The following is a 25,419-nucleotide window of genomic DNA, read 5'->3' on the forward strand; positions in this document are numbered from 1 at the left end:
CCTGTCGCAGCGCCCGATAATAGCTGGGGTGGGACTCGAACCCACGACCCCGGCATTATGAGTGCCGTGCTCTAACCACCTGAGCTACCCAGCCAAACGCCCCCGAGGGGAGTCGAACATTAGTCAGCTTCTCCCGTCAGGCCTAGTCCCGCACACCCGTCGCACCTCGCTCCACCCAATGCATCCCCCGGAGTCTCGGTCCGCAAACTCCCCAGCCCCGCGCACGGAACACGTGGTGCAGTCGCTGGTGAGCGAGTTCGCGGAGGAAAAGCGAAAGGAACGGGAGCGGGAGCGGGCGCAACGCGTTGTCGACCCACGACGACGCCGGGTGATTCAGGCCGTTGGGGTCGCGCTGTGCGTGGCCACCTGGGTCGTACCCGTTCCACGTCCGGGGGACGACGTTGGCGTGCCGACTGCTGAGCGCCGGGCAACGAGCGCCCGCCTGACGCTCCTGCTCGCCTCGCGCCGCGTCGAGTCATTTCGCCAGCAGTATCACCGCCTGCCCACCACTCTCCTCGACGCCGGTGTCTCGGAGCCGTCCATGATGTACTCCACCGCTGGTGACACGTTCGAGCTGCGGCTCTCCGTCGATTCCAGCCAGCTCACGTTCCGGAGTGGCGACGCGGCGCCGGTCGCTCCCGGAAGCGACTCCGCGCAGACCCGAGGGATCGTCCCGTGAAGCCTCGCCGCGGTTTCTCGTTCGTCGAGCTGCTCACCGTCATCATCGTCCTTGGCCTGTTGGTCCGGATCGCGTTGCCGAGGTACAACCACATCCGGAAGAAGGCGCAGGCACGTTCCGCATTGGCTGACGTGCGGGTCGTGCGCGACGCCGTGCTCAACTTCCGACAGGATCGCGGTGCCTGGCCGACGGAGACCGGTGTCGGTCAGGTGCCTACGGGCCTCGCGCAGTACCTGCCGCAGAACTTCGACTTCGCGCGCGCCGGCTACGTGCTCGACTACGAGATGTGGCCGGGCGGAGCTCCGGGCTCGACGGACCCGGGGAACAACGTCGTCGGTCTGGCCGTGGACACGACGGACCCCGTGCTCGCCGTGGAGATCCTCAAGATGGGCACCGGCGGACTGCCGCATTTCGCGTCAGGGACCAAGACGACGTTCGTGTACGAGGGCCTTGGCGGCATCTCGTGATCCGCAGCGAACGCCCCGGTTCGAGGATCCGTAGCGCGACATCCTCATCGAGCGCGGCAGGGCTCAAGAAGAAGCGGCGTATGCCGTTTCGCTCCAGTCGCAAGGGAAGCAAAAAGCAGCCGGCGATCTGCATCGCCGGCTGCTTGATTGTGACGAACTTGAGTAGCGGGGGCGGGATTTGAACCCGCGACCTTCGGGTTATGAGCCCGACGAGCTACCAGGCTGCTCCACCCCGCGTCAGGAGCGCGGAATCTACCGGGCGCCCTCTCGAAGTCAAGGTTTGGACCGCGTGGTATCGACGAACCGATAGAGCAACTCCTTGTCACCACGCACCATACCGTACACCTCACGTGCAACGCGTTCCTGCACGACCGGATCGCTCTGCAACTGCCGACGCAATGTGGTGAGCGAATCGATGTCATGCCGCAGGGAATCGATGGCGCGCCGCAGCAGCGTCTCGCGCGCGCGCTGGCGCCAGAGGTCCACGGTGGAGAACTCCCCACCCTGCACGGCGAAGTAAATCGCCGCGACCAGCGCACCGATGCCCAGGAGTCGCGTCACAGTCCGAAGATCGCGCCGCCCGGATACTCGGCGAGGTCGCCTAGCTGCTCCTCGATGCGAAGCAGCTGATTGTATTTGGCCACGCGATCGGTGCGCGACGCGCTTCCGGTCTTGATCTGTCCGGCGCCGGTGCCCACGGCCAGGTCAGCGATGAACGTGTCCTCGGTTTCACCGCTGCGATGCGAAATGATCGACAGGTAGCCGGCCGCGCGCGCCATCTCGATTGATTCGAGCGTTTCGGTGAGTGTGCCGATCTGGTTCACCTTGACGAGGATCGCGTTCCCCACGCCATTCTCGATACCGCGCGCAAGGCGTTCGGTGTTGGTGACAAACAAGTCGTCTCCGACGAGCTGTACGCGGTCGCCGAGCGCCGTCGTCAGCGCGGCCCAGCCATCCCAGTCGTCTTCGGCGAGGCCGTCTTCGATCGAGACGATCGGGTATTCCTCGAGCCATTTGGCGTAAAGCTCGACCATGCCCTTGGCGTCGCGGGTTCCGCCGCCGCTCTTCTTGAACGTGTACTTGCCGCCCTTGAACAGCTCCGACGCCGCGCAGTCGAGCGCGATGGCCACCTGCTTTCCCGGCGCGAAACCCGCCGCCTCGATCGCCTCGATGATCACTTTCAGCGCGTCTTCGTCACTCGCCAGGTCGGGGGCAAACCCACCTTCGTCTCCCACGCTTGTCGCGAGCTTGCGCTTCGTGAGGACTTTCTTGAGCGAGTGAAACACTTCGGCGCCCATGCGGAGTCCGTCCGCGAACGTTTTTGCGCCGACCGGAACCACCATGTACTCCTGGAAGTCGACGGTGTTGGACGCGTGCGCACCGCCGTTGAGAATGTTCATGAGTGGCACCGGCAACGTGCGCGCGAGCGGCCCGCCCAGGTACCGATGCAACGGGAGTCCGCTCTCCACCGCGGCAGCGCGCGCGACCGCCATCGAGACACCAAGAATCGCGTTCGCACCAAGCGCACCTTTGTTGGCGGTGCCGTCGAGTTCGATCATGTGGCGGTCGACGCCGATCTGATCGGCGGCTTCCATTCCCCGCAGCGCGGGTCCGATCTTCTCGATGACGTTGCGCACCGCCCTGGTGACGCCTTTGCCAAGGTAGCGCCGGGCATCGCCGTCGCGGAGTTCGAGCGCCTCGTGTTCACCCGTCGATGCGCCGCTCGGCACGGCCGCGCGGCCCGCGGCGCCGCTCTCGAGGGTGACATCGACCTCTACCGTCGGATTGCCGCGGCTGTCGAGGATCTCGCGGGCGTGAACGTCAACGATGAATGACATGCGGAGCGGGTGTCAGGTGGACTGATGGGTGAGGGGCCGCGCCGTGTCGGGCGGCAATGGGACGATGTCGGACGAATCGAGCGCCGGGCCCGGCGCGGTCGAGCGCACGCCGTGCAACGACTCCATCGCCGCCGCCATGCGATCCCACGTGAGGCGGGCGACGCGATCGCGGTCGTCGTAGGAGAGCCCCGCCGTGGGCACTGGATCCAGAAAGTGCAGATGAACCACGCCGGAGCGGATGAAGAAACTCCCCGCAGCCTGCACCTCGCGCGTCCCGTGGACGATCGTCGGAACCACCGGGGCGCCGGCGGCGATCGCGAGCACGAACGGTCCCTTCTTGAACGGGCGCAACGCGTAGCTCGCGCCGCGTGTCCCTTCGGGATACACGATCACCGAGAATCCGTCACGCATCCGATCGGCGGCCGCCTCATAGCCTGCGAAGGCCGCCTTGCGATTGTTCCGGTCGATGAAGATGAAGCCGGCCGCGCGCACCGCACGCCCGAAGATCGGAATGCGCTCGAGTTCCGCCTTGGCAATGAACTTGTAGTGGCGCAGCGCCGCTGCCATCACGAACACATCGAACCAGCTCACGTGGTTCGCGGCGAAGACGTTCGCCTCGCGACCCGCGATCCGATCTTCGCCATGCACCACCACGCGCACGCCGGCCGCCTTGAGGATCAACCACGCCCACGCGCGCGGCACCCGGTCAAACAGTCCCCCCGGACGATCGGGGAGCCTCATCAGGGCACCCACGATGACGCTCGCCCCAAGCAGCGGCGTAGCCACGGCGATCGTGAGCAGTGTGAACAGCGTGCGCATCACGTCGAAAAGTGGTCGTGGCCTCGGGCGAGGTCAACGCGCACCCCACCGTGCGTCGCCACGACCATCGCGCTCTCCGCCTGGCGCACGTGGCCGATGGCCGTGATCGGGATGCCGAATGTCCGCGCAAACGCGTCGACGTCGACCTCACGTGGCATCGCCACGAGCAGTTCGTACTCCTCACCGCTTTCGAGTGCTTCGCGCCACGACCCGCCATCGCCACATGGTATGCGGTCCACGTCAACGCGAAGCTCGAACCGGCCGGCGCTTGCCAGGTGTTCGAGTTCCGAAGCCAGACCGTCGGAGATGTCGATCATCGCGTGGGCACCGCGCGCAGCGAGCCATCGCGCCTCGCGCAGGCGCGCCCGCGGTCGCGCAAACCGATCGCGGCACCATGCGGAGGGTGGCGTTCCGCGCTCCCACGCGCGAACCGCGCGCAGCGGCCCGCTCAGGGCGCCGGTCACGTACAGCTGGTCCATGGGCTGAGCGCCAGCGCGTCCCAGCGGCGCGCTGGCCGCACCGAGGACGGTAACCGTAATGGAGAGCGACGACCCGCTGGTCAAATCGCCGCCACGGATCGTCGCACCCGTTTCGTGCGCGGCCTGGCCAATGCCCGAAGCGAGGGCCGGCAGTTCAGCATGCCAGGCTCGCGGGAGCGTAAGCGCCACAACGAACCCCAGCGGAGATGCTGCCATCGCCGCCAGATCGCTCAGCGCAGCCTGCGTGGCCCGGTAGCCGATTTCCTCCGGGGCGAGCCAGCGCCGTCGGAAGTGCACGTCTTCCACCGAACTATCCGTGCTCACGACCAGTTGCTGGCCCGCAGGGACCTCGACGATGGCGGCGTCATCGCCGATCCCCGCCGCCATCGGCCCCCAGATCTCGAGCATCGCGCGGATCAGGTCGAACTCGCGACCGGGCCCCAGCGTCGTGGTGCGCGTCAGGTGGGCCATGTCAGTCCTCGCCGACCTGGGGGAGAACCGCCAACTCATGATCGCCGAGGCGATCGGGCACGAGGCGCCACGCCTCCGGAATCGAATGGATCACGTCCTCAAGCGTAACGCCACGCACGGGTCGGCCTACCCCGGCAATCTCGGCCGCACGACCGTGCACAAACGCTCCGGCAGCAGCCGATTCCTGCGGGGGCACGCCCTGCGCAAGGAGCGTGGCGATGACGCCGGCAAGCACATCGCCACTCCCTCCGGTCCCCAGGGCTGGAGTGCCGCGAGCGACCACCAGGCATGGGCGATCCGGAGCCGCGACGAGTGTGGGCACGCCTTTGAGCAGGACGGTTGCCTGCAGCTGGGTGGCGAGTTGCTCCGCGACGTGCCATGGATCGGCAAGGACGGCGCCCGTCGTCACGCCGAGCAGGCGTCCGGCTTCGGCGACGTGCGGCGTCGCAACCGCGGGGCGGCCGGACAGCAGCGAGGCCAACGTACCCGTGTCTCCGGCGAAGGCGGTGAACACGTCGGCGTCCACCACTACCGGTCCGCGCCACGCCTCGAGCCAGCGCTCGGCGCGTTCGCGGGCGTCGCGGTCGACGCCGAATCCCGGCCCGATCAGGAGTCCGTGTGGCCAGCTCAGGGCGGCGGTCGTGTGCTCGATTCGGGTTGGCCACGGGATGACGACGCCTTCGGGACAGGCGGCCTGTAGCGCCACATGACTCGACGGGTGGGCGCAGAAGCGAATCATGCCGATGCCGCTGCGCAGGGCCGCGCGTGCGGCCAGCACGCTGGCCCCGGCCATGCCCTCGGCACCCCCCACGATCAGGAGACGCCGGCGCGCGCCCTTGTGATCGAGCGCGCCGATGCGCGGCACCATGTGTTGGACCGCGTCCGCATCCACGAACAACGCCTCGGGCACGGCTGGGGTTTGACCGGTCGACCCGTGGACGGCATCGCTGCCGTCGACGTAGCGACGGAGTCCGATGTCGATGAGGACCAGGGCACCAGTGCGGTCGCGGCGGGCCAGCACACCACGTTTCCAGTGGCCAAGGCACACCGTGAGGTCGGCGCCGACGGCGACTTCGCACTGTCCTGTCGTGGCGTCGATACCGGTGGGCACATCGATGGACGCGACGCGCGCCCCACCGGCGCGCAGGGCCGCGATCTGCGCAATGGCCTCGTTCACCTCGGGCCGCGGCGTGCCGCGGGCGCCGGTTCCAAGGATCGCGTCCACCACGAGTCCCGGTGCGACGATGGGCTGAAGGGTCGCCAGGTCCACCTCCGCCATCGCACGGCGCGCATCGCCGGTGACCGGCGGGGCGACGATCACGACGGACACGCGAAAGCCTCGCCCGAGAAATTCGCGGGCGATGACCCATCCATCTCCACCATTGTTGCCAGCGCCCACGAAGATGCAGATGCCGCGGGCACACTCGGGAAGGAAACGTTCGACCAGCGTGTTGGCTGCGCGTTGACCTGCGCGCCGCATCAGCTCGAACGAAGGGGTTCCGGCTTCGATCTCCAGGCGGTCACGAGCCGCGGACTGCACGGCCGTCAGGACCGAGACCTGCATGGCGATACGGGGCGGGACCGGCCGCCAGGGCGGCCGGCGGTGGTGGCGTTACTTCTGCGACTGGCCGACGGTGCGGCCAAACGAGATCTCCCCGTTGTCGATGCGGATGTTGAACCCGCACTCGGGATTGCTGCAGACCCACGCCTTGTAAGTGATCGGGGCGCCATCGCGTCCGTAGTCGCTCAGTGGCAGAAGCACGCCCTTGCCACACTTGATGCATGAGGTGAGTTCGTTCATTGCGTTGTGCGCGCCTCCCGGCGCGGGAATGGGGAGTCGCCTACGCGCCGCTCAGGTGCGCGGCGCTCCAGGGGTAGGAGGATTCGAAGGCGGTGTCGAAGGCAAACACGTCGGCGAAATCGGAACGCGTGTCGGACGGCTGGCTCATCAGGAGGCCCAGCTCGACCATGGTGAACACGATGTCGCCGACATCGCTCGTGGTGGTGACGCCCCAGTGCTCGAGCACCAGGCGGGCCGTCACGCCGAAGCGCTCGATGGCGAGGTCCCGAACCGCCGAGGACAGCTCGCGGCCGTTGATGTGACGTCGCTCTGGCAGGCGGGACTGCTGGAACTCCAGGGCGGCAAGCACAAACAGATACGCGCGTTCGTGAAAACGGGTCTCACGCACGCGAATCTGGTCCCACACACCTTCCCGAAAGGCAAGTTCGGGCACGATTTCGACGAGTTCCTTTCGTGAAGAGAAAGTGACCAGCCGCCGCCCCGCCCGGCTCCGAACGCGGGGTAAGATGGGCGTTCCGTCACGACGGCACAACCCACGAGGCGCTGCGATCTCCTGAGTGTCGGCGCCACGTGCATCGCGCTTGACGTCGCCGCGCGACCGAGGGAGACTCCGGGGTTCAGCGATCCCCGGGTCCGGGGCGCTACCTCACTCTCTGGCCACGCCGATGCAAGCAGCCCGATACGCGCTCGCGGCCCTCCTCTGCCTTTCCGCGTTCGTCGTTAGGCCCGCCGGGGCCCAGGTCACCGTGGCAACGCCGTGGCCGCCGGTGGCCACCTTTTCGATCCTTGGCTTCGACCCGGCGACCGGCGAGGTGGGTGGCGCGGCAGTCGCGCGTATTTTCGGTCGGCAATGGCGTGCTGTGGGCCGAGGCCGGCGTCGGCGTCGTCGCGACGCAGGCCATCGTGGACGTGAGCTACGGCCCACAGGCGTTGACCCTGCTGCGCCAAGGGGTGAAGCCCGCCGATGTCGTCAAGCGCGTTTGGACGGCGGACCCCGATCCGATCCCCGATCGCTGGACCAAGGAGGGGCGCCAGTTCTCGGTCATGAATGCGCAGGGCGAGGTCGCGACCTACACGGGCCCGCGGGCCAGCGCCTGGGCCGGACACGCCTACGGCAAGTTTGCCTCGGCGCAGGGGAACATCCTCGCGGGCGAGGCGGTGGTGCGCGACATGGTGACAGCATTCGAGCGCACGGAGGGGCATCTGTCGCTGCGACTGCTGGCCGCCCTCGAGGCCGGACAGGCCGCCGGTGGAGACACGCGCGGCATGCAATCCGCCGCCATGCTCATCGTGAAGAAGGACGGCGGAGTCTGGCTGCACAACGACGTGGTGCTTCGGCTGCAGGTCGACGACAACCCCGAGCCGATCCGGGAACTGCGCCGGCTCGTGGAAAAGGCCGCGGCACAGCGGAGACCGCGGCCGTAAGGGCGAGTCGGCGCTGGCGCGCGGCCGACGCGGCGGAGGCCAGTCGCGCACACACGCACGCCGCACATGACCAGGCCTGCTTGCGGCGCGCCCGGTGGGGCCTCAGGTTAGTTAGCCAAGCTAACTATCGTGGAGGCGACAGATGCCGAGTGACCTCTCGATCGGCCCCATCGGCCAGGTCGCCATTCGCGCGACCGATGTGCCGCGCGCGTGTGCCTTCTATCGCGACGTGCTCGGCTTTCAGCACCTGTTCGACGCCGGCCCCACGCTCTCGTTCCTCGCGTGTGGCGGCGTCCGCCTCATGCTCTCGACCGCCGAGTCGGGCCAGTTCGATCACCCGGCGTCGGTGCTCTACTACAAGGTGCCGGACATCCAGCACGCGTTCCGAACGCTCGAGGAGCGCGGCGCGGAGTTCATTGACACGCCGCATCTCATCGCGAGGCTTCCGGACCACGAGCTGTGGATGGTGTTTCTCCGTGACACCGAGGGCAACGTCCTGGCCCTGATGAGCGAGGTCCGCGCCGCGTGATACCGCCTGTCGCTGGAGACCTTCGACCGCGACCGTGGGTAGTGGGCAACTGACCCACTACCCGACCGTGGCGCGCAGTGCGTACGAGTCGCCCGCGCCGCCTTGCCGGAACGCCATCCGCGCGAAATCATGGATTGGTTCGACGGACGTTCAACCGCCCGTACGGTGGAGCGCAGCATGAACGGTCATTGGTGGCTCGGGCTCGCCGGCCTGGCCCTGCTCGCGACGGCAGGGCCGATCTCCGCGCAGAACTCCCGGATGCGCATCGCGCTACCGGCCTTTGGCGCGCAGATTGTGATGGACACGATCGGCGACGTGCAGCGCGTTCAGGCGCCGCCCCACAGAGTGTTCGTCGCCGCCTCGCTGGTGCTGAACAACCTGCGGATCCCGATCGACGTGAGTGATTCGGTCGCCGGGCTGGTGGGTGCGGTGAAGTTGATGCGCAATCGCAACCTTGCCGGCACCGCGCTGTCCCGGTACCTCGAATGTGGCCAGTCGATGACCGGCCCCCGGGCAGACTCGCATCGCGTGCACATGCCGCTCCTGCTCATGCTCGCTCCGGCGCCTGACCACACCACCGACCTGCGGATCGCACTGGTCGCGAGCGCGCAGGACAACGCGGGAACGTCAAACACACCGGTCCAGTGCGGGAGCAGCGGGCTGCTGGAGAGCCAGCTGCGCAAGGCCATCAACGAACAACTGAAGGTCCTGCCGTGACGGGCGCCGTCGACCGGTGACGCCGCGCCGCCACATCACGCTCGCCCTCGACGAACGGACGAGCAGCCACGACCGCGAGCCCACCACACCTCGCGGGCTCAGGACACCGCGTTAGCTTCTCGCGCGTCCCTTCTCGCCTCAAGCCCATGTCGCTCGCCCGCACTGCCCTCCTCCGCGCATCCCGCAGCCAGTGGCTCGCCCGGCAACTCACGCAGCGCCGATTCGCACGGCAGGCGGTGAAGAAGTTCATGCCCGGCGAGGAACTCACTGACGCCCTGGGCGCTGCAGACACACTCGCACGCTCCAGCATCGGGACCATCATCACGCGGCTCGGCGAATCGCTCACCGGCGAGCGAAACACCGATGAGGTGCGCGATCACTACATCGCCGCGCTCGCCGCGATTGCTGCCCGCGGGCTTCCGACGGTTCTGTCCATCAAGCCCACGCAGCTGGGGCTGGACACGAGCGTAAAGGAATGCGTGCGCCAGGTGGGCGCCATCGCGCAGGCCGCGGCCGCGCATGGCACCTTCATCTGGATCGACATGGAAGACTCGTCCTATGTCGATCGCACGCTCGAGGTCTACGAACACATCAAGTCGAGCCACCCCGGCACCGGGCTCGCCCTGCAGGCCTACCTGTATCGCACGCCGAAGGATCTGGAGCGCCTGCTCCCGCTCAAGCCGATCATCCGCCTGGTGAAGGGCGCGTACGCCGAGCCTCCCCAGGTGGCCTTTCCGGCCAAGCGGGATACCGACGCCGCGTTTGTTTCGCTCGGCGAGACGATGCTGGACGCGTCCAGCCGCGGCGAGGCGCTGCCCATCTTCGGGACGCACGACATGAACATCGTGAACCGGCTCGTCGGCCGCGCGCGTTCCATGCAGCTGACGAAGGATCGCTTCGAGGTGCACATGCTCTACGGGATCCGGTCAGCCGAGCAGCGCAGCCTCGCCGCGAGCGGTGTCGGCGTGCGCTGCCTGATCAGCTACGGCGCCAACTGGTTTCCGTGGTACATGCGTCGACTCGCCGAACGGCCCGCCAACGTCTGGTTCGTAGTGAAGACCGCGCTGACGTGATGCATCGGCTGCTCGTTCTCGCCGCGCTGGCCGCCTGTCAGGCGCCGGCCGATCGACCCGACACCTCGCGATCGAACGGCCTGCCGGTCGCCGGACTCAGTGTGGCAGAGGAAGTGGCCGTGTACGACGCGGCGATCCGGGCGGCGTTCGACGTGGGGCCTGACCTCTTCCTGGTGACGCATCCGCAGCTCCTTCCCGCCGGCGCAGGTCTCGACGGCGGCGACGCGATGCCTGAGTCGTTAGGCGCGGCTCTGCAACGGGCCGGCCTCACGCACGGCTCGTGTACACCGCAGCGCAGTTCGGCGCAGCGCGCCCCGCTCTGCCCGGTGGAACGGAGCGGCTACCTGATCCGCGCGACGCCCATCTACCGCGGCACCGGCGACACGCTGCGCATGAACCTTCGTTCCGAGCTGTACGCGGCATCGACGGGATCCGGGCAGGAGCCGTTTGCGTTCGAGATGGCCTACAAGCTCGTGCCGCGCTCCGGTAGCGGCTGGCGCGTCGTCGCCGAGGGGCGTGTCAGGGAAAAGGAGTAGCCGCCGACGGCCGCGAGCCCGTCGCCTCGCGCACTGACCCCTGGCGATCAGGGCCAGTGCCGTCGCCGCAGCTCGCCCTGACGCCTTGCGGCCCCGGCATTAACCTTCCCTCGGTGGTGGAAGCGGCATCCGCGGGCTGAGCCGCGCGGTGCAGCGAACGAACCCGTTGCAGCGGTGACTCGTATGCGTTGGCCCCTGCTCTCCCAGACTCTCCTCGCGAGTGCTGCGGCAGCCGGACTGATCGCCCTGACGCCAGAACACTCCACGGCGCAGCGCGCGCGGTCGACACCTCCGGCTGTGTCCAGGCCAAAGGAGCTGCCACCCGCGCCGCCCGGAAGTAGCGCCCCGACGGCGGACTACTTCGCCTACGTCGGCGCCGAGTCCGCGGACATGATCTACCGCATCCGGTTCGGACCGGACGGTGCGCATGTGGAGAAGGCGATCCCGATCGGCATCGAGGCGACGGAGATGGAGGGCCCGCACGGGCTGCAGATCTCTCCCGACGGAAAGTGGCTCTTCATGACCACCGGCCACGGCACGCCCGACGGAAAGTTCTGGAAGTACGCGCTCGGCCCGGATACGCTGGTCGGCCCGCCAACGGTGCTGGGCTATTTCCCCGCCTCGATCGACGTGACGCCCGACGGCCTGTACACGTTCTCCGCGAACTTCAACCTGCACGGGGAGATGGTGCCGTCGTCGATCTCGGTGGTCTACACCCCGACCAACACCGAGGTCGCCCAAACGACGACGTGCGTCATGCCTCACGGCAGCCGGTTCAACCACGCCGGCACCAGGCACTACTCGGGGTGCATGATGGACGACATGCTCGTCGAGCTCGACACGCGCACCTACGAAGTGTCGGCGATGTTTTCGCTGGCCAAGGGCAAGGAAGGCCTGGTGAAGGCGCCGGAGCACGCCGGACATGCGATGGCCGCGACGGACAACCGCGAGGGGCACGGGGCGTCGATGACGGCCACGTGTTCGCCGACGTGGGCGCAGCCTGCGGCCACCGGCTCGCTCGTCTACGTGGCCTGCAACAAGGCCGACCAGATCCTCGAAGTGGACGCTGCCTCGTGGCGTGTGGTGCGGCGGTTCCAGACCGGTGTGGGGCCCTACAACCTCGCCGTAACGCCTGACGGCAAGTTCCTGCTCGCGACCCTGAAGAAGGGCGCCGGCTTCGAGATGATCGACCTTGCCACCGGGCAGAGCGTGTACCGCGACAAGCTCAGCACGACGATCGGGCACGGCGTGGCCGTGAGTCCCGATTCGCGCTACGCGTTTGTCAGCTCGGAAGGCGTGGGCGCGGCTCCGGGCAAGGTCGATGTGTTCGACCTCGTGGCCAAGCAACGCGTGGGCACGGTGGACGTGGGACAGCAGGCGAGCGGCATCGCGTTCTGGAAGATGGTCCCGCGGCCGTAGCCGCCCAGGTTCGCCCCGCGCCGGTCCCACCGCTCGGGAACATCACCGCCGTACGCCGCCCGTCCGCCTCGCCCCGATGTCGGGCTGCGGGGGACGGGCGTGGTACGGTCAGCGATAGAGCGGGAACGCGCGCGTGAGCTCCATCACGCCCTCACGCACCTTCGCGTGCACGGCGGCGTCCTCCGGCGCCATGAGCACCGTGTCGATCAGCTCCGCGATGCGCTGCATGGCCGGTTCCTGCATGCCACGGGTTGTCACCGCCGGCGTGCCGATGCGAATGCCGCTCGTCACGAAGGGCGACTGGGTCTCCTTCGGCACGGTGTTCTTGTTGACCGTGATGCCCGCCTTGTCCAGCGCCTGCTCCGCCGCCTTGCCGGTGAGCCCCTTGTTGCGCAGATCGACCAGCATCAGGTGGTTGTCCGTGCCACCCGATACGAGCTGGTATCCGCGCGCCATCAGCGCCGCCGCCAGAGCGCGAGCGTTGGCGACCACCTGGCCGCAGTACACTCCAAACGACGGCGCCAGCGCTTCCCTGAAAGCCACCGCCTTGGCCGCAATGACGTGTTCGAGCGGGCCGCCCTGCAGGCCGGGGAAGACCGCCTTGTCGATCGCCTTGGCGTGGCGCGCGGTGCTGAGGATCAGCCCTCCACGCGGACCGCGCAGCGTCTTGTGCGTGGTCGAGGTGACGACATCGGCGTGCGGGATGGGCGAGGGATGGTGGCCGGTCGCCACGAGGCCGGCAATGTGTGCCATGTCGACCATGAGGATGGCCCCGACCTCGCGCGAGACCTCGGCAAACTTCGCAAAGTCGATGGTGCGGGCATAGGCGCTGGCGCCCGCGATGATCATGCGCGGCTTTTCGCGGCGTGCAACATCGCGCAACATGTCGTAGTCGATGTATCCCCGATCGTCGAGGCCGTAGTGGACCGCACGATAGGTCTTGCCCGAGTAGTTGACCGGGGATCCGTGCGTGAGGTGACCACCCTGCGAGAGATCCTGCCCGAGGATGGTCTCGCCAGGCTCGAGGAAGGCAAACGCGACGGCGGCGTTCGCCGAAGCCCCCGAGTGCGGCTGCACGTTGGCGTGTTCGGCTCCAAAGAGCTGTTTGGCACGTTCGATCGCGAGCGTTTCCACCTTGTCCACCACCTCGCAGCCCCCATAGTAGCGCTTTCCGGGCAGGCCTTCGGCGTACTTGTTGGTGAGCGGAGAGCCCATGGCTTCGAGCACCGCCGGGGACACGAAGTTCTCGCTGGCGATGAGTTCCAGACCGTGCGACTGGCGGTCGGTCTCTTCGGCAATGAGTGCCGCGATGTCGGGGTCGGTGGCCTGCAGCGCGCGGCCGGGGGGACACCGATCCCACGTGTGCCAGTCGTTCATTCCGAAGCCTCCTTGAGTTCGATCTTCTCGATGCGGGGGACGTGCCGCCCTCCCTCGAACGGCGTGTTGAGCCATGCGTCGACGATGCGTTCTGCCTCGCCCTCCGACACGAAGCGCGAGGGCAGGACCAGCACGTTGGCGTCGTTGTGCCGGCGGGAAAGCTCGGCGATCTCGGGCGACCAGGCGACCGCCGCGCGCACATGTGCGTGACGATTGGCGGCGTACGACATGCCGAGCCCGGTGCCGCACAGCAGGATGCCGCGCTTCACTCCACCGGATGCGACTTCTTCGGCGACCGGATGCGCATAGTCGGCGTAGTCCGTCGACGCCGGCGAATTGGTGCCGTGGTCTTCGACCTCGAAGCCTAACGACCTGAGATGCGCGGCGACCCTTGCCTTCATCTCGTAGCCGGCGTGGTCGGATGCAATCGGGATCTTCTCGGACATCGGAAGTCGGGTGGTCGAGTGGAAGGCGGGACGACCGGACCGGTGGCGCGGGGTTCCGTGCGTTCGGAACCTACTTCGCGCCACCGCGCTGAGCGACGGCAGGGGCGCCGGTCTAGCTCTTCCTCGGCCATTGCGGCCAGGTGCGCACCAGGCCGCCCACGGCCTGCAGCCGGCGTTCGGCCAATCGATCGGCAGCCTCGTACGTCGGGATCCCGTGCTCCCGCGCAATCTCGAACACGCCGAGTGTGGTGTCGTAGATCTCGTCGGCCTTGCGGAGCGCGCGTTGCGACGTCCATCCGGCGAGTTCGCTGTACACGTTGATCACGCCACCGGCGTTGGCCACGAAATCCGGCGCGTAGAGGATGCCGCGCTTCTCGATCTCGACGCCGTGGCGCTCCTCGAGCAGCTGGTTGTTGGCCGCACCGGCGACGATTTCCACCTTGAGCGCGGGGATGGTGTCGTCGTTCAGAATGCCGCCAAGTGCGCAGGGGGCGAAGATGTCGGCCTGCACGCTGTAGATCTGGTCGAGCTCGACGACGGCAGCGCCGAACTCCTCGACGGCGCGTTTGACGCGGTTGGGATCGATGTCGGTGACGACGAGCTTCGCGCCCTGGGCGTGCAGCTCGCGGCACAGGTAGGTCCCGACGTGGCCAAGGCCCTGCACCGCGACGGTGCGGCCCGCGACTTCGTCGGATCCCCAGCGCTGACGCGCCGCGGCCTGGATGGCGCGGAACACGCCGCGCGCGGTGACCGGCGACGGATCGCCCGACCGCGTGGCAAGACCGGCGACGTAGTCGGTCTCCATGTGCACGAAGTCCATGTCGGCGGTGCTCGTCCCGACGTCCTCCGCAGTCACATAGCGGCCGCCAAGCGACTCCACGAACCGGCCGTGGGCGCGAAAGATCATCTCGCGCTTCACCGTGCGATTGTCACCGATGATGACGGCCTTGCCCCCACCGAGATTGAGGCCGGCCACGGCGTTCTTGTACGTCATGCCGCGCGAAAGACGCAGTGCGTCGACGATCGCGTCGTTGTCGCTCTGGTACTGCCAGAACCGCGTGCCGCCGAGCGCCGGGCCGAGGGTGGTATCGTGGATCGCGATGATACCGCGGTATCCGCTGGCCTTGTCGTGGCAGAGCACGAGCTGTTCGTGCCCCATGTCGGCAATGATGTCGAAGGACTTCACGATCTTCGGGTTGAAGGTGGGTGGTGCGTACCGAGCGTGCGGGCGCTCAGCTTTTCGCGTAGAGTTCGCGGGCGATGACGATGCGCTGGATTTCGGAGGTGCCCTCGTAGATCTCGGTCACCTTGGCGTCGCGGAACAGGCGCTCGACGGGATAGTCCTTCACGTACCCGTAGCCGCCGAATACCTGCACGGCCTGGGTCGTGACCCACATCGCGGTTTCGGTCGACATGAGTTTTGCCATCGACGCGAACTGGGTGACGGGTTCGCCCCGGTCCTTGGCGGCTGCGGCGGCGTAGAGGAGCGCACGCGACGCGGTCACTCGAGTGGCCATGTCGGCCAGCTTGAACTGAATCCCCTGGAACTCCTTGATTGGCTTGCCGAACTGCTTGCGCTCCGCGGCGTACGCGACGGCGTGTTCGAGCGCGGCGCGCGCGATGCCGATCGACTGCGCGGCGATGCCGAGGCGACCGCTCTCGAGCGACTGCATCGCATAGATGAATCCCATCCCCTCCTCGCCCAGCAGGTGGGCGCGCGGCACGCGAACGTCGTCCAGGTGGAGCTGGACCGTGGCGTCACCGCGCAGGCCCATCTTGTCTTCCTTCTTGCCCACCGACAGCCCGACCATGTCCGGCGTGAGGATGAAGGTGCTGATGCCACGGGCGCCCTTGCGTTCCTCGGGCATATCGGTGCGCGCCATGCACAGGATCACGTCGGCCATGGACCCGTGCGAGACCCACGCTTTGACGCCGTTGAGGACGTAGTGATCGCCGTCGCGCACGGCCTGCGCACGGAGCGACGCCGCGTCGGACCCTGCCTCGGGTTCCGAGAGGGCGAAGGCGCCCAGCCACTCGCCCCTCGCCATGCGCGTGAGGAACCGCTGCCGCTGCTCCTCGGTGCCGTAGCGCAGGAGCATCTGCGTGGGCAGCGAGTTGTGCACGCTCATGAGCACGGCCACCGACGCGTCGACCGCCGCAATTTCCTCGAGGGCCACCAGGTAGGTGCAGGTATCGAGCCCGAGACCGTCGTACGCCTCGGGGATCATCATGCCGAGAAAACCGAGCGCTCCGAGCTGCTGCACGACTTCGCGATCAAAGCCGGCTTCGCGATCCCATCGATCGCTGTGCGGGGCCAGTTCGCTGCGTGCGAAATCGCGCGCCGTCTGCTGGACGGCGCGTTGTTCTTCCGTGAGAGGTATGAGTGCCCAGGACATCGGGAACGTGTGAGAGAGCGGAGCGCGAAGGTGCGCTCGAGCAACTACGCGTAGCTGAAGAACCCGCGCCCCGACTTGCGACCGAGCCAACCCGCCGCCACGTACTTTCGGAGCAGCGGACAGGGCCGGTACTTCGGGTCGCCCAGTCCGCCGTGGAGTACCTCGAGAATCGACAGGCACGTGTCGAGCCCGATCAGGTCGGCGAGCGCCAGCGGGCCCATGGGGTGATTCATGCCGAGCTTCATGACGGTATCGATCGACTCCGCCGATCCGACGCCTTCCATGAGGCAATACACGGCCTCATTGATCATCGGCATCAGGATGCGGTTGGCCACGAAGCCCGGAAAGTCGTTGACCTCGACCGGCACCTTGCCGAGCGCCTTGCTCAGTTCGATGACGCGCGCCGTGGTCGCATCGCTGGTGGCGAGGCCGCGAATGACCTCGACGAGTTGCATGACCGGCACGGGGTTCATGAAGTGCATGCCGATCACGGACGCGGGCCGCTGGGTGCGCGCGGCGATCTCGGTGATGGAGATCGAGCTGGTGTTGGTGGCGAGGATCGCGCCGGGTGCGGCGAGCCGATCGAGGTCGGCAAAGATGCGGAACTTGAGGTCGGCGTTTTCGGTCGCCGCCTCGATCGCGAGTCCCGCGGGCGCGACGGCGGCGAGGTCGGTGGCAACGGTGAGGCGAGCGAGCGCGGCATCCTTCGCGGCGGCGTCGAGCGCTCCCTTCTTGACCTGCCGGTCCATGTTCTTCTCGATGGTCGCGCGTCCGCGGGCCAGCGCGTCGGCCGACACGTCGATCATCGTCACGGGAAAGCCGCCCTGGGCAAACACGTGGGCGATGCCGTTCCCCATCTGTCCAGCGCCAATGACGGCGATGGTCTCGCTCATGAGTCCACTCCGCGGCGACGTCGCCGCAACATGATGTAGATGCCTAACAACAAGCCACCGCCGGTCAGCAGGCCGGCTTCGGGTCCCCACGCTCCACCGGTGGCCCAATCCGGACCCGCGTCCACGGTACGGTAGTTCGGCGACCCCATGCCCACCCCGCTGACGGTCGCGTGCAGCACACCAGCCATGACGAAGTTCCAGGCCACGTGGGCGGCCCAGGCGGCGTACAGGCTGTCCAGCGCCACCAGGATGCTGCCGAGAAAGATGCCGGCGAGCATGACGAGCGCGATGGATTGCCAGGTGGCGCCGGCGTTCTCGATGTGCAGCAGCCCAAAGACCACGCTGGTGACGACGATGGCGCGGCGCGCGCCGAGGGCGTCGCGAATCAGGCTGAACGCGTACCCACGCGTCAGCAGTTCCTCCCAGAGCGCGGCGGGCACGAGCACGGCCAGCGTCGCCAGAGCCGCGTGCCACCAGTCTCCCGGCGGCGAGGGCTCGATGCGCAACCAGCCGGCCAGCAGCAGGATGGCCGATGGGCCGCCGACGGCGAAGCCGCCTAACGCCAGGCCCGCGAAGACCTGGCGCCAACCGAACTGCCCGCGACCGAGCCGCACGACGGCCCATCCGCGCGGTTCCATCGTGCGCAACGTCCACCAGTGTCCGACCAGCAGGCCGCCCGTCATCATCAGGTAGAACGCCGGGATGCGGGCGCCGAGCATGGTGTCGATGGTCCCACCGAACGGCGACAAGGCCGCGCGAAAGCCCAGGATACCCGCCGCGGTAGCGAGGACAAACACGAGGAAGCGGTACCGGGCCGGGACGGACCGGCGCGGCGGGAGATCGGGGGCATCGGAGGTGCGGCCTTCGCCGGGGTCGCCCGTCATCCGTTCGTCAGGCGGACCGCGCGATCAGGCGCGCGACACGGAGAGCGCCACGGCGTCACCGCCGCCAAGGCACAGGGTGGCAAGTCCCCTGGTCGCCCCACGATCCGCCATCGCGTGCAGCAACGTCACCAGGACACGGGCCCCGCTCGCGCCGATGGGATGGCCGAGGGCGATCGCGCCGCCATTGACGTTCACGCGCGCCCAGTCCCAGCCCAGCGCGTCGCCGTCGGCCAGTGCCTGCGACGCAAAGGCCTCGTTGGCTTCGATGAGGTCGTAGGCGCCGATCGTCGTCCCTTCCTTCTTCATGAGGTTCTGCACGGCCGTGACCGGGGCAAAGAAGAGTTCCTGCGGGTTCGTCGCCCCCGTCGCGTACGCGTCGATCCGGGCCATGACGGTGAGCCCATGGGCCTGCGCGTAGGCGAGTGAGGTGACCACCAGCGCGGCGCCGCCATCGTTCAGCGACGACGCATTGCCCGCGGTCACCGTGAGCGTCTTCGGGTCGGCACCGGGAAAGGCCGGGCGCAGGCGGCCTAACGACTCGAGGGTCGAGTCCTTGCGCGGCCCCTCGTCGGCCGCGACCACCGTCGGCCCCTTCTTCCCGGGAAGCTCGACCGGCACGATCTCGGCGGTGAACTTGCCGCCCTCCTGCGCCGCCACCGCCCTGGCGTGCGACTGCGCGGCCAGCTCGTCCTGGCGGCTGCGCGTCACGTTCGCGCGGGTCGCCGTGTATTCGGCGTGGCTGCCCATGTGCACGTTGCACGTCGCGCACCACAACCCATCGCGGATCATGCCGTCGACGACCGGGTGATCGCCGATCTTCACGCCGCCGCGGTAGCCATACAGATAGTGCGGTGCGTTCGACATCGACTCCTGGCCCCCGGCCACCACGACCTGCTGGTCTCCGGCACGGATCGCCTGCGCGGCCAGCATCACGGCCTTGAGCCCCGAGCCGCACACCTTGTTGATCGTGACCGCCGAGACCGTCGCCGGAACGCCGGCCTTGAGCATGGCCTGACGCGCCGGCGCCTGGCCAGTGCCACCCTGCAGCACATGGCCCATGATCACTTCGCCGATCTCGCCCGCAGGCACCTTCGAGCGCTGCACGGCCTCGCGGATCGCCAGCGCGCCGAGTTCGGTAGCCTGCAGGGGGGCCAGTCCGCCAAGGTACCGACCGATCGGCGTTCGGGCGGCAGCAACAATGACGGGGATCCGGGACGTATCGGTCATGGAAAACAGGGCTATTCGGAGGTCAGAGGTCCTGCGGGAAACCTAAGGGAAGCACAGGCCAACTGCAGTTGCATCGATCCATCCAATGGCTGGCGCCCGTGCGCGTCGACAGGTCAATTGACCCGAGCGTCGCGGTCGTCGTGTCACCATACGGCCTCCCACCCCTTCGTGAAGCGCCATCCGATCCGTCGTACCTCGCAGGACCTCGCCCGGGGTGTCTCCCCACGTGGCGAGGGCTGGCGACGCCGGTGAACGCCGCTGCGACGCTCCGGGCCTCACCTAACGAGCGTTCGGCCCGTGCGGCCGGGCAGCGTCCGGGGCCGTGGACGTTGCTGTTCTGCGCCAACGCGGCGTTCTACATCGTCCTGCGCGTCATTCGGCCGGCGGGCCTCGCCTGGCCGGTGTATGAGCAACTGGCCTTCCTGCCATTCAGTGGCGGTCTCGCCCTCGCCTTCCTTGTGGCGGCCCGGCGCCTTCCGTCAGATGGCCTGCGACGGAGCTTCCAGCTATACGCCGCGACGTTCGCGCTCACCGCAGTCGGTGCGATCGTCACGTGCCTGCAGCTGACGGTCTTCGACGTCGATCCCACGTATTCGTGGCCCAACCTCGCGTACCTGCTCGGGTACCCGCTGGCAGTGGCCGCGATCAGGGCAATCCCGTCGCCTCCAGCGGCCAGGGAGCGACGTCTCCGGACCCTGCTCGACACCGCGATCGCCGTCGTCGCCGCGGTCACGATCACATGGCTCGAGGTCGTGCGACCTTTGGCGGCAACCACCGATGGCTGGCAGCAGCGCGCCATCCTCTTTGCCTACCCGATCGGTGACCTCGGTACGTTCGCGATCCTGGTCCCGCTGCTCCTCACGCTGAGGTTTCATGCCGACGCCGGCGTGCTCCGCCTCCTGACGTTTTCGCAGTTGGCCTACCTCGGCGGGGACCTTGGCTATCAGCTGGTGGACACGGGCATTGCCTCCGCGATGTCCCTGGCCGTCGATGGCCTCTTCCTCGTGGGGTATGTCGGCATGATGTGGGCGGTGGAGGCCGCCGCCCTGCGCCCCACCGAGGCGACGCGTGCCCTCGTACCGCCCACGACCGACGAACCACGCAACCCGCTCCCCATCCTGCTTGGCTTCGTCGTATACGCACTCCTCATCGCCGAGGCGCGCGTCGAGGGCAGTTCCCTCCTTGCGCTCGCGCTCGCCGCGCTCGGCGTGACGATCCTCGTTCTCGCGCGCGAGGCGCTCACGGAGCGCCTCAACCGCGGACTCGCGCGCAATCTTGCGGCAGCGCGGAGCGAGGCTCGCATCCGAAGCGTGGTGGGACAACTCGCCACCGGGGTGATCGTGTTCGACAGCGAGGGCCGCATCGCAGTGAGCAATCCGGCGGCGACCGCACTGCTCGATCGCAGCGAGGCCCAACTGTCAGGTCAAACCGGGGCAAGCAGCACGTGGGATGTGGTGCACGACGATGGCACGCCGGCTCCCGATCCCTTCCAGGTCGTCGAGGACGCGCGGCGCCTCGGTCGGCAGGTGCGCGGATCCATGATCGGGCTCGCGCGGCCCGAGGGCGGTGATCGGCGCTGGCTCATCGTCGAGGCGGCGCCGCACACGACCGTCGACGGCGTCGAGGTCGTCTGCACCATCCACGACGTCACAGAGCGCCGCGCGCGGGACGATCGGCTGCGGCGATCGCAGCGCATGGAAGCCGTCGGCCGACTCGCGGGAGGCGTGGCGCACGACTTCAACAACCTGTTGACGGCGATCAGTGGCTACGCATCGATGCTGCTCAACGGCCTGCGCCCGCAGGATCCGCGCGGCGACGACGTGCGTGAAATCCTCAAGGCTTCGGACCGCGCCGCCACCCTCACGCAACAATTGCTCGCCTTCGGCGGGCGACAGCATCGACGCGTCGAAGTGCTCAACCTGAATGCGCTGGTTCAGAGCGCCACCCGGCTGCTCAGGAGCCTCGTCGGGCCGGGCATCAGCGTCCGATTTCAGTTCAACGAGCAACTGGCTCGCGTCCTCGTGGACCGCGGGCAGATCGAACAGGTGCTCGTGAACCTCGTGCTGAACGCACGCGACGCCATGAACCGGGACGGGACGATCGTCATCGCGACGGATCGCGTTGCCCCGGACGACGCGCGCCTGCCACCGGGATTTCAGCTTCCGGAGGCCGGTGGCGTCGGACTCTCCGTCACCGATAGTGGCGAGGGCATGAGCGAAAGCGTCCGTCGGCGCGCCTTCGATCCGTTCTTCACGACGAAGGACGTGGGTCGAGGCTCGGGGCTCGGACTCTCGATCGTGTATGGGATCGTCGTCCAGAGCCGCGGCGAGGTGTGGATCGAGAGCGACGTAGGTCGCGGTACTCGGGTGCAGGTGGTGTTTCCCGTGCACTCGGATTCCTAGCGGAGTGTGGCGCCACGCGAACGACCGCGCGCGGCCGGCGCGCCGCGGTGCCGTCCCGCATGCGTTGACGCGGGACGGCAGCACGCAGCCTCACGGGCAGTTCACGTTCGGATTCCACGGCGAAAACAGCCCCGCCGGATTGGTGGTGTGGAGCCAGACGTGCAGGCTCCAGTGTGGCACGGGCACCGGCGTGCCACCCACGTCAAACGGCTGGCCGCCGAACGTTGGCGCGGGTTGGCCCACATCGATCACGATGTACTCCACGGCGACGAGCACGAGCCGGCCGTTCACATCCGGCGCATAGAGCATCACCTCGGGCCGAGCGGGCTGATACACCGGGTCGACCAACGCGCCGTTCACGAAATGGTGACCCATTCCACCGAGCGTCGGATGTTCGACGCAGTGCGCGTCCTCGGCGTATCCGTCGGCGAGGGCAAGGCGCTTTGACTGGTACTTCGACGTGATCGCACGGATGTCCCGAGCCAGGTTGGCCGCCTTGTTCGCCGCGTCGGGTGACAACCGGCCGGTCGCGGCGTCATGGACGTGTTGTGCCATCGGGGCCGTACTTGATCGATCACAACTCGCCACGGCCAGGCCGAGCAGGACGGTGGAACCCAGGCGCGTGAGCCACGAGACAGACATTTGGGACCTCCCTGAATGCAGCGACATTCAGCGGCGCCGTACAGCGTCGGCCGGTTGGTCGCGGGGGCCCCAATCATGCTGTGCAGGGCGCCGTCACGCAACACACCAACTGCCGGGCGCGCTCACCGCGCGGTGGGCAACACCAGGATCGTGCCCAGGATGGCCGGCCCGACGATCACCATGGCGAGGCCCCACCGCGTGAGCCGTGAGCGCAGTCGAGGCCGGTCGTCCTCGTGCGCCGTCGCAAGGACCGTGGCGCCCGTGGTGGAATAGGGTGACACGTCAACGATCGACGAACAGATGCCGAGCGCGCTGATCATGGCCCACCCGGCGACATCGCCCTTCGCCACGAGCGGCAGCGCCAGCGGCACCATGGCTGCCAGGATGCCCGTCGTGGACGCGAACGCCGACACGAGTCCACCGATCGCGCACAGCACGTAGGCGGCAACGATCGGCGCCGCCACGTGCGTCGCCGCGTTGCCCAGGAGGTCCACGGCCCCCATGCCCTGCAGCACGGTCACGAACGTGATCACGCCTCCCACCAACAGCACCGTCGACCAGTCGATCCGCGCAACCGCGGCCGTGCCGGACCTGGGGTCGAGCAGCGCCAGCACTGCCCCAAACGCGAAACACAGCACCCCGATGTCCGCGGTTGCTCCGGCGAGCGATGCCGCAGCGACCGTGATGACCAGCGCGATCATGCAGCCGACGGTCGCCAATTGCCGCCACTCCCACGGCCCTCGCGCCGCGCCTGTCCGCTGCATGAGGTCGCTCGCTGTGGCCTCGACACGCCGACGGAGCAGCGCCCGGCCACCGAACATCAGGTAGGCGGCGGCGAGCAGCACGAGATTGATCGCCACCGCCATGCCGAAGAGCGTCAACGGGTTGAGCGGAATGTTCGCCTGATGCGCCGTCCCGTAGGTGACGATGCCGAACAGGCTCGTTGGCGCAAACCCGCCGGCACTCTGCCCCGTCCCGATCGCGAGGCCCATCAGCACGGGATCGATGCGATGCCTGCGCGCGACCGGCATCGCGATCGCACAGGTAACGAGGCTGCCGATGGGCGAGCCCATGGCCGAGAGCAAGGCCGTCAGCGAGAAGAACACCAGCGGGAGAGCCGCTGCGATGTGGCCAACACGTCCGAGAATCGCCTCGATCAGCCGATCGACGGTGTCGTTTTCCTGCGCGACGCCGAAGAAGTACGTCACCCCGGCAAGGAGCACCATGATGTTCACGGGAAAGCCGGCCACCACGTCCTTGAGCGGAAGTCCGGCCAGCCACATGCCAACGCCACACGCTGCGGCGAACATGACGACGCCGAGGTGGACGTTCCGCACGCTCGCCACGGCGAAGGCGGCGATGAACAGACCGATGGCGACGAGTTGCAGCGTCATCGGGTCGATGGATGCCGCATGAGCGAAATGACTCGGTTCGAAGACGCGGGATTCTGACGCCATTCCCCGATCATCGCGAGGGCCCGGCCGACCTTCGGACCGGGTCCCGTGGTGCTCGTGCGGATCTCCGCGCTCGCGCCTACACCGCGTCCGACAGCGACGTGAAGCTGAAGTCGCGAACGCGGATGGGCGGCATCGCGTCGCCACCGGCCGTGCGGACCGGGCGGCCGATCGCCTCCACGTTGTTCAGCATGAACAGGGGCGACTCGTTGAACCGGAAGTTCTTGATCGGACGCGCGACCTTCCCGTTCTCGATCAGGAACGTGCCGTCGCGTGTCAGTCCGGTGTAGACCAGGGTCCGTTGGTCGACCGCGCGGATGTACCAGCAATGCGTCACGAGGATGCCGCGCGCCGTCGCCGCAATGAGTTCGTCGAGGCTCTGCGTTCCGCCATCGAGCCGCAGTGTATTGGCCCCGCCGGTCGGCGCCTTGCCCTGCCGACTCGCCCAGTATCGCGGATACGCGAGCTGCCGCAGCACACCGCCTTCGATCCACTGCTGCCTGCCTAACGGCATCCCCTCGGCATCGAACGGCGTGCCAAGGATGAGCGGATCGGCCGGATCGGACACCAGCGAGACGCGCTCATCCACGATGCGCTCGCCGACTTTGGTCCCTCCCCCGGCCTTCGCAAACGCGGACCGGCCCTCCTCGGCGGCCCGGGCCTGCAGCGCACCGGCCATCAGCGGCACGAGATCACTCGTCGCGTCGGGTTCGAGGATCACGGTGTAACGACCCGGCTCCAGCGCCACCGGATTCCTCGACGCCCGCGCCTTGTCGATCGCTCGCTGGGCGACACCGCTGACGTCGAGCGCTGCCCAGTCGTTCGCCGTGGTGCCGGCCCAGCCGGAACCGGTGCCGTCGAGCGTGCGCGCGGTGAGCGTGTAGTTGGCGTCGGTACTCCGATGCCAGGCAAAGAGCCCTGCACTGTTGCCGATCGCGGTGGCCCGCGCCGTCGTCACCAGGAATCCGGCTACCGTGAGGTCGCGCGCCGCACGCGCGGGCGCGAGTGCGGCCAGCGCGGCTTTGGCACGGTCCTCGGCGCTGACGGCGGCCGTCGACTCGAACCAGGCCGGGACCGCGACGTACTGCTGTGGCCCCAACTCGCCCAGGTACTCGGGGTCTTCCGGTGCGAGTCGCGCAAGCGCCTCGGCTTGCTCGACGGCGCGTCGCAGCCCCTCGTCGGTGCGGCTGTTCGTCACGACGCTCGCTTTCCGCTTTCCAAAGACGCTCTGGATGCGAATGCTTGTGGTGGCGGACGTCCCCGCCGTGCTGATCTGGTTGGCCGCAAACCGGATGTTGGACTCGCGTGTGCTCTGCAGGTGGATGCGGATCGCGTCGGCCTTCGAGAAGCGGATGGCGCGTGCGATCAGGTCCTGCGCTTCCTCGCGGGTGAGCACGCCGTCAGGCGCCAGCACCGGTTCGATGAGTCGCTTCGGGAAGGACATC

The 25,419-nt window shown here is 68.0% G+C and carries 26 protein-coding genes and 2 tRNA genes; 9 read left to right on the forward strand and 19 right to left on the reverse strand.

Going from position 1 to position 25,419, the window contains the following annotated elements; all coding sequences use genetic code 11:
* Positions 1-20: 20 nt before the first annotated feature.
* A tRNA-Met gene (locus IT361_12710) sits at positions 21-94 on the reverse strand.
* A 153-nt stretch (positions 95-247) separates the two neighbouring features.
* On the opposite strand from IT361_12710, the gene IT361_12715 reads away from it, so the two are divergent.
* Together IT361_12715 and IT361_12720 are read left to right on the forward strand one after the other, a co-directional pair.
* On the forward strand, positions 248-679 hold the full coding sequence (locus IT361_12715; GenBank protein ID MCC6318538.1) for a hypothetical protein: 432 nt from the start codon (positions 248-250) through the stop codon (positions 677-679).
* Complete coding sequence (locus IT361_12720; protein ID MCC6318539.1) at positions 676-1,146, forward strand: prepilin-type N-terminal cleavage/methylation domain-containing protein; 471 nt, start codon at positions 676-678, stop codon at positions 1,144-1,146. The genes IT361_12715 and IT361_12720 overlap by 4 nt, the downstream gene beginning before the upstream one ends.
* A gap of 163 nt (positions 1,147-1,309) precedes the next feature.
* Here the strand turns inward: IT361_12720 and IT361_12725 are convergent.
* From IT361_12725 to IT361_12760, 8 genes are all read right to left on the reverse strand, one after another.
* A tRNA-Met gene (locus tag IT361_12725) sits at positions 1,310-1,383 on the reverse strand.
* Between the two features lie 36 nt (positions 1,384-1,419).
* The gene (locus IT361_12730) at positions 1,420-1,707 is read right to left on the reverse strand and encodes a septum formation initiator family protein (protein MCC6318540.1); all 288 of its coding nucleotides are present in this window, start codon (positions 1,705-1,707) and stop codon (positions 1,420-1,422) included.
* Positions 1,704-2,984: a phosphopyruvate hydratase gene (gene eno, locus IT361_12735; GenBank protein MCC6318541.1), complete on the reverse strand. Its 1,281-nt coding sequence runs from the start codon at positions 2,982-2,984 to the stop codon at positions 1,704-1,706. Before eno ends, IT361_12730 begins: the two co-directional genes overlap by 4 nt.
* A gap of 12 nt (positions 2,985-2,996) precedes the next feature.
* On the reverse strand, positions 2,997-3,803 hold the full coding sequence (locus IT361_12740; protein ID MCC6318542.1) for a 1-acyl-sn-glycerol-3-phosphate acyltransferase: 807 nt from the start codon (positions 3,801-3,803) through the stop codon (positions 2,997-2,999).
* A complete protein-coding gene (thiL, locus tag IT361_12745) occupies positions 3,803-4,753 on the reverse strand; it encodes a thiamine-phosphate kinase (GenBank protein ID MCC6318543.1) in 951 nt (316 codons plus the stop codon). The genes IT361_12740 and thiL overlap by 1 nt, the downstream gene beginning before the upstream one ends.
* Position 4,754: 1 nt before the next feature.
* Positions 4,755-6,317 (reverse strand): NAD(P)H-hydrate dehydratase, encoded by a 1,563-nt coding sequence (locus IT361_12750; GenBank protein ID MCC6318544.1) that lies wholly within the window; start codon positions 6,315-6,317, stop codon positions 4,755-4,757.
* A gap of 48 nt (positions 6,318-6,365) precedes the next feature.
* Positions 6,366-6,554, reverse strand: coding sequence for a hypothetical protein (locus tag IT361_12755; GenBank protein MCC6318545.1), 189 nt, complete (start codon positions 6,552-6,554; stop codon positions 6,366-6,368).
* A 40-nt stretch (positions 6,555-6,594) separates the two neighbouring features.
* Positions 6,595-6,987 carry a hypothetical protein gene (locus IT361_12760; GenBank protein ID MCC6318546.1) on the reverse strand — a complete coding sequence of 131 codons (393 nt, stop codon included), beginning with the start codon at positions 6,985-6,987 and terminating at the stop codon, positions 6,595-6,597.
* A 353-nt stretch (positions 6,988-7,340) separates the two neighbouring features.
* On the opposite strand from IT361_12760, the gene IT361_12765 reads away from it, so the two are divergent.
* The 6 genes from IT361_12765 to IT361_12790 all read left to right on the forward strand — a co-directional run bounded on the left by IT361_12765 (position 7,341) and on the right by IT361_12790 (position 12,253).
* Entirely contained in the window at positions 7,341-7,979 is a 639-nt protein-coding gene (locus IT361_12765) for a DUF1028 domain-containing protein (protein MCC6318547.1), read from the forward strand.
* Positions 7,980-8,121: 142 nt separating this feature from the next.
* Positions 8,122-8,508 carry a VOC family protein gene (locus IT361_12770; GenBank protein ID MCC6318548.1) on the forward strand — a complete coding sequence of 129 codons (387 nt, stop codon included), beginning with the start codon at positions 8,122-8,124 and terminating at the stop codon, positions 8,506-8,508.
* A gap of 177 nt (positions 8,509-8,685) precedes the next feature.
* Positions 8,686-9,225, forward strand: coding sequence for a hypothetical protein (locus tag IT361_12775; protein ID MCC6318549.1), 540 nt, complete (start codon positions 8,686-8,688; stop codon positions 9,223-9,225).
* 146 nt (positions 9,226-9,371) lie between these two features.
* Entirely contained in the window at positions 9,372-10,298 is a 927-nt protein-coding gene (locus IT361_12780; GenBank protein MCC6318550.1) for a proline dehydrogenase family protein, read from the forward strand.
* Positions 10,295-10,834 (forward strand): hypothetical protein, encoded by a 540-nt coding sequence (locus IT361_12785; GenBank protein ID MCC6318551.1) that lies wholly within the window; start codon positions 10,295-10,297, stop codon positions 10,832-10,834. The genes IT361_12780 and IT361_12785 overlap by 4 nt, the downstream gene beginning before the upstream one ends.
* A gap of 174 nt (positions 10,835-11,008) precedes the next feature.
* Positions 11,009-12,253 (forward strand): YncE family protein, encoded by a 1,245-nt coding sequence (locus tag IT361_12790; GenBank protein ID MCC6318552.1) that lies wholly within the window; start codon positions 11,009-11,011, stop codon positions 12,251-12,253.
* A 108-nt stretch (positions 12,254-12,361) separates the two neighbouring features.
* Here the strand turns inward: IT361_12790 and IT361_12795 are convergent, their stop codons facing one another.
* The 7 genes from IT361_12795 to IT361_12825 all read right to left on the reverse strand — a co-directional run bounded on the left by IT361_12795 (position 12,362) and on the right by IT361_12825 (position 19,476).
* A complete protein-coding gene (locus IT361_12795) occupies positions 12,362-13,630 on the reverse strand; it encodes a serine hydroxymethyltransferase (GenBank protein MCC6318553.1) in 1,269 nt (422 codons plus the stop codon).
* On the reverse strand, positions 13,627-14,076 hold the full coding sequence (rpiB, locus tag IT361_12800; protein ID MCC6318554.1) for a ribose 5-phosphate isomerase B: 450 nt from the start codon (positions 14,074-14,076) through the stop codon (positions 13,627-13,629). The genes IT361_12795 and rpiB overlap by 4 nt, the downstream gene beginning before the upstream one ends.
* A gap of 112 nt (positions 14,077-14,188) precedes the next feature.
* Positions 14,189-15,235: a Glu/Leu/Phe/Val dehydrogenase gene (locus IT361_12805; GenBank protein ID MCC6318555.1), complete on the reverse strand. Its 1,047-nt coding sequence runs from the start codon at positions 15,233-15,235 to the stop codon at positions 14,189-14,191.
* Positions 15,236-15,308: 73 nt separating this feature from the next.
* Positions 15,309-16,472, reverse strand: a complete 1,164-nt coding sequence (locus IT361_12810) for an acyl-CoA dehydrogenase family protein (GenBank protein ID MCC6318556.1) — start codon at positions 16,470-16,472, stop codon at positions 15,309-15,311.
* Between the two features lie 44 nt (positions 16,473-16,516).
* Positions 16,517-17,365 (reverse strand): 3-hydroxybutyryl-CoA dehydrogenase, encoded by an 849-nt coding sequence (locus tag IT361_12815; protein MCC6318557.1) that lies wholly within the window; start codon positions 17,363-17,365, stop codon positions 16,517-16,519.
* Positions 17,362-18,249 (reverse strand): CPBP family intramembrane metalloprotease, encoded by an 888-nt coding sequence (locus IT361_12820; protein ID MCC6318558.1) that lies wholly within the window; start codon positions 18,247-18,249, stop codon positions 17,362-17,364. The genes IT361_12815 and IT361_12820 overlap by 4 nt, the downstream gene beginning before the upstream one ends.
* A gap of 24 nt (positions 18,250-18,273) precedes the next feature.
* Positions 18,274-19,476: an acetyl-CoA C-acyltransferase gene (locus IT361_12825; GenBank protein MCC6318559.1), complete on the reverse strand. Its 1,203-nt coding sequence runs from the start codon at positions 19,474-19,476 to the stop codon at positions 18,274-18,276.
* A gap of 248 nt (positions 19,477-19,724) precedes the next feature.
* Between IT361_12825 and IT361_12830 the strand changes: the two genes are divergently transcribed.
* Positions 19,725-21,878, forward strand: coding sequence for a PAS domain S-box protein (locus IT361_12830; protein ID MCC6318560.1), 2,154 nt, complete (start codon positions 19,725-19,727; stop codon positions 21,876-21,878).
* Positions 21,879-21,968: 90 nt separating this feature from the next.
* On the opposite strand, the gene IT361_12835 is transcribed toward IT361_12830, so the two are convergent.
* The 3 genes from IT361_12835 to IT361_12845 all read right to left on the reverse strand — a co-directional run bounded on the left by IT361_12835 (position 21,969) and on the right by IT361_12845 (position 25,418).
* A complete protein-coding gene (locus IT361_12835; GenBank protein MCC6318561.1) occupies positions 21,969-22,520 on the reverse strand; it encodes a hypothetical protein in 552 nt (183 codons plus the stop codon).
* A 122-nt stretch (positions 22,521-22,642) separates the two neighbouring features.
* The gene (locus IT361_12840; GenBank protein MCC6318562.1) at positions 22,643-23,914 is read right to left on the reverse strand and encodes a C4-dicarboxylate ABC transporter; all 1,272 of its coding nucleotides are present in this window, start codon (positions 23,912-23,914) and stop codon (positions 22,643-22,645) included.
* 139 nt (positions 23,915-24,053) lie between these two features.
* Positions 24,054-25,418, reverse strand: coding sequence for a TldD/PmbA family protein (locus tag IT361_12845; protein MCC6318563.1), 1,365 nt, complete (start codon positions 25,416-25,418; stop codon positions 24,054-24,056).
* Position 25,419 lies beyond the last annotated feature (1 nt).

The sequence above is a fragment of the Gemmatimonadaceae bacterium genome (assembly GCA_020846935.1).
Classification (GTDB): Bacteria; Gemmatimonadota; Gemmatimonadetes; order Gemmatimonadales; family Gemmatimonadaceae; genus RBC101.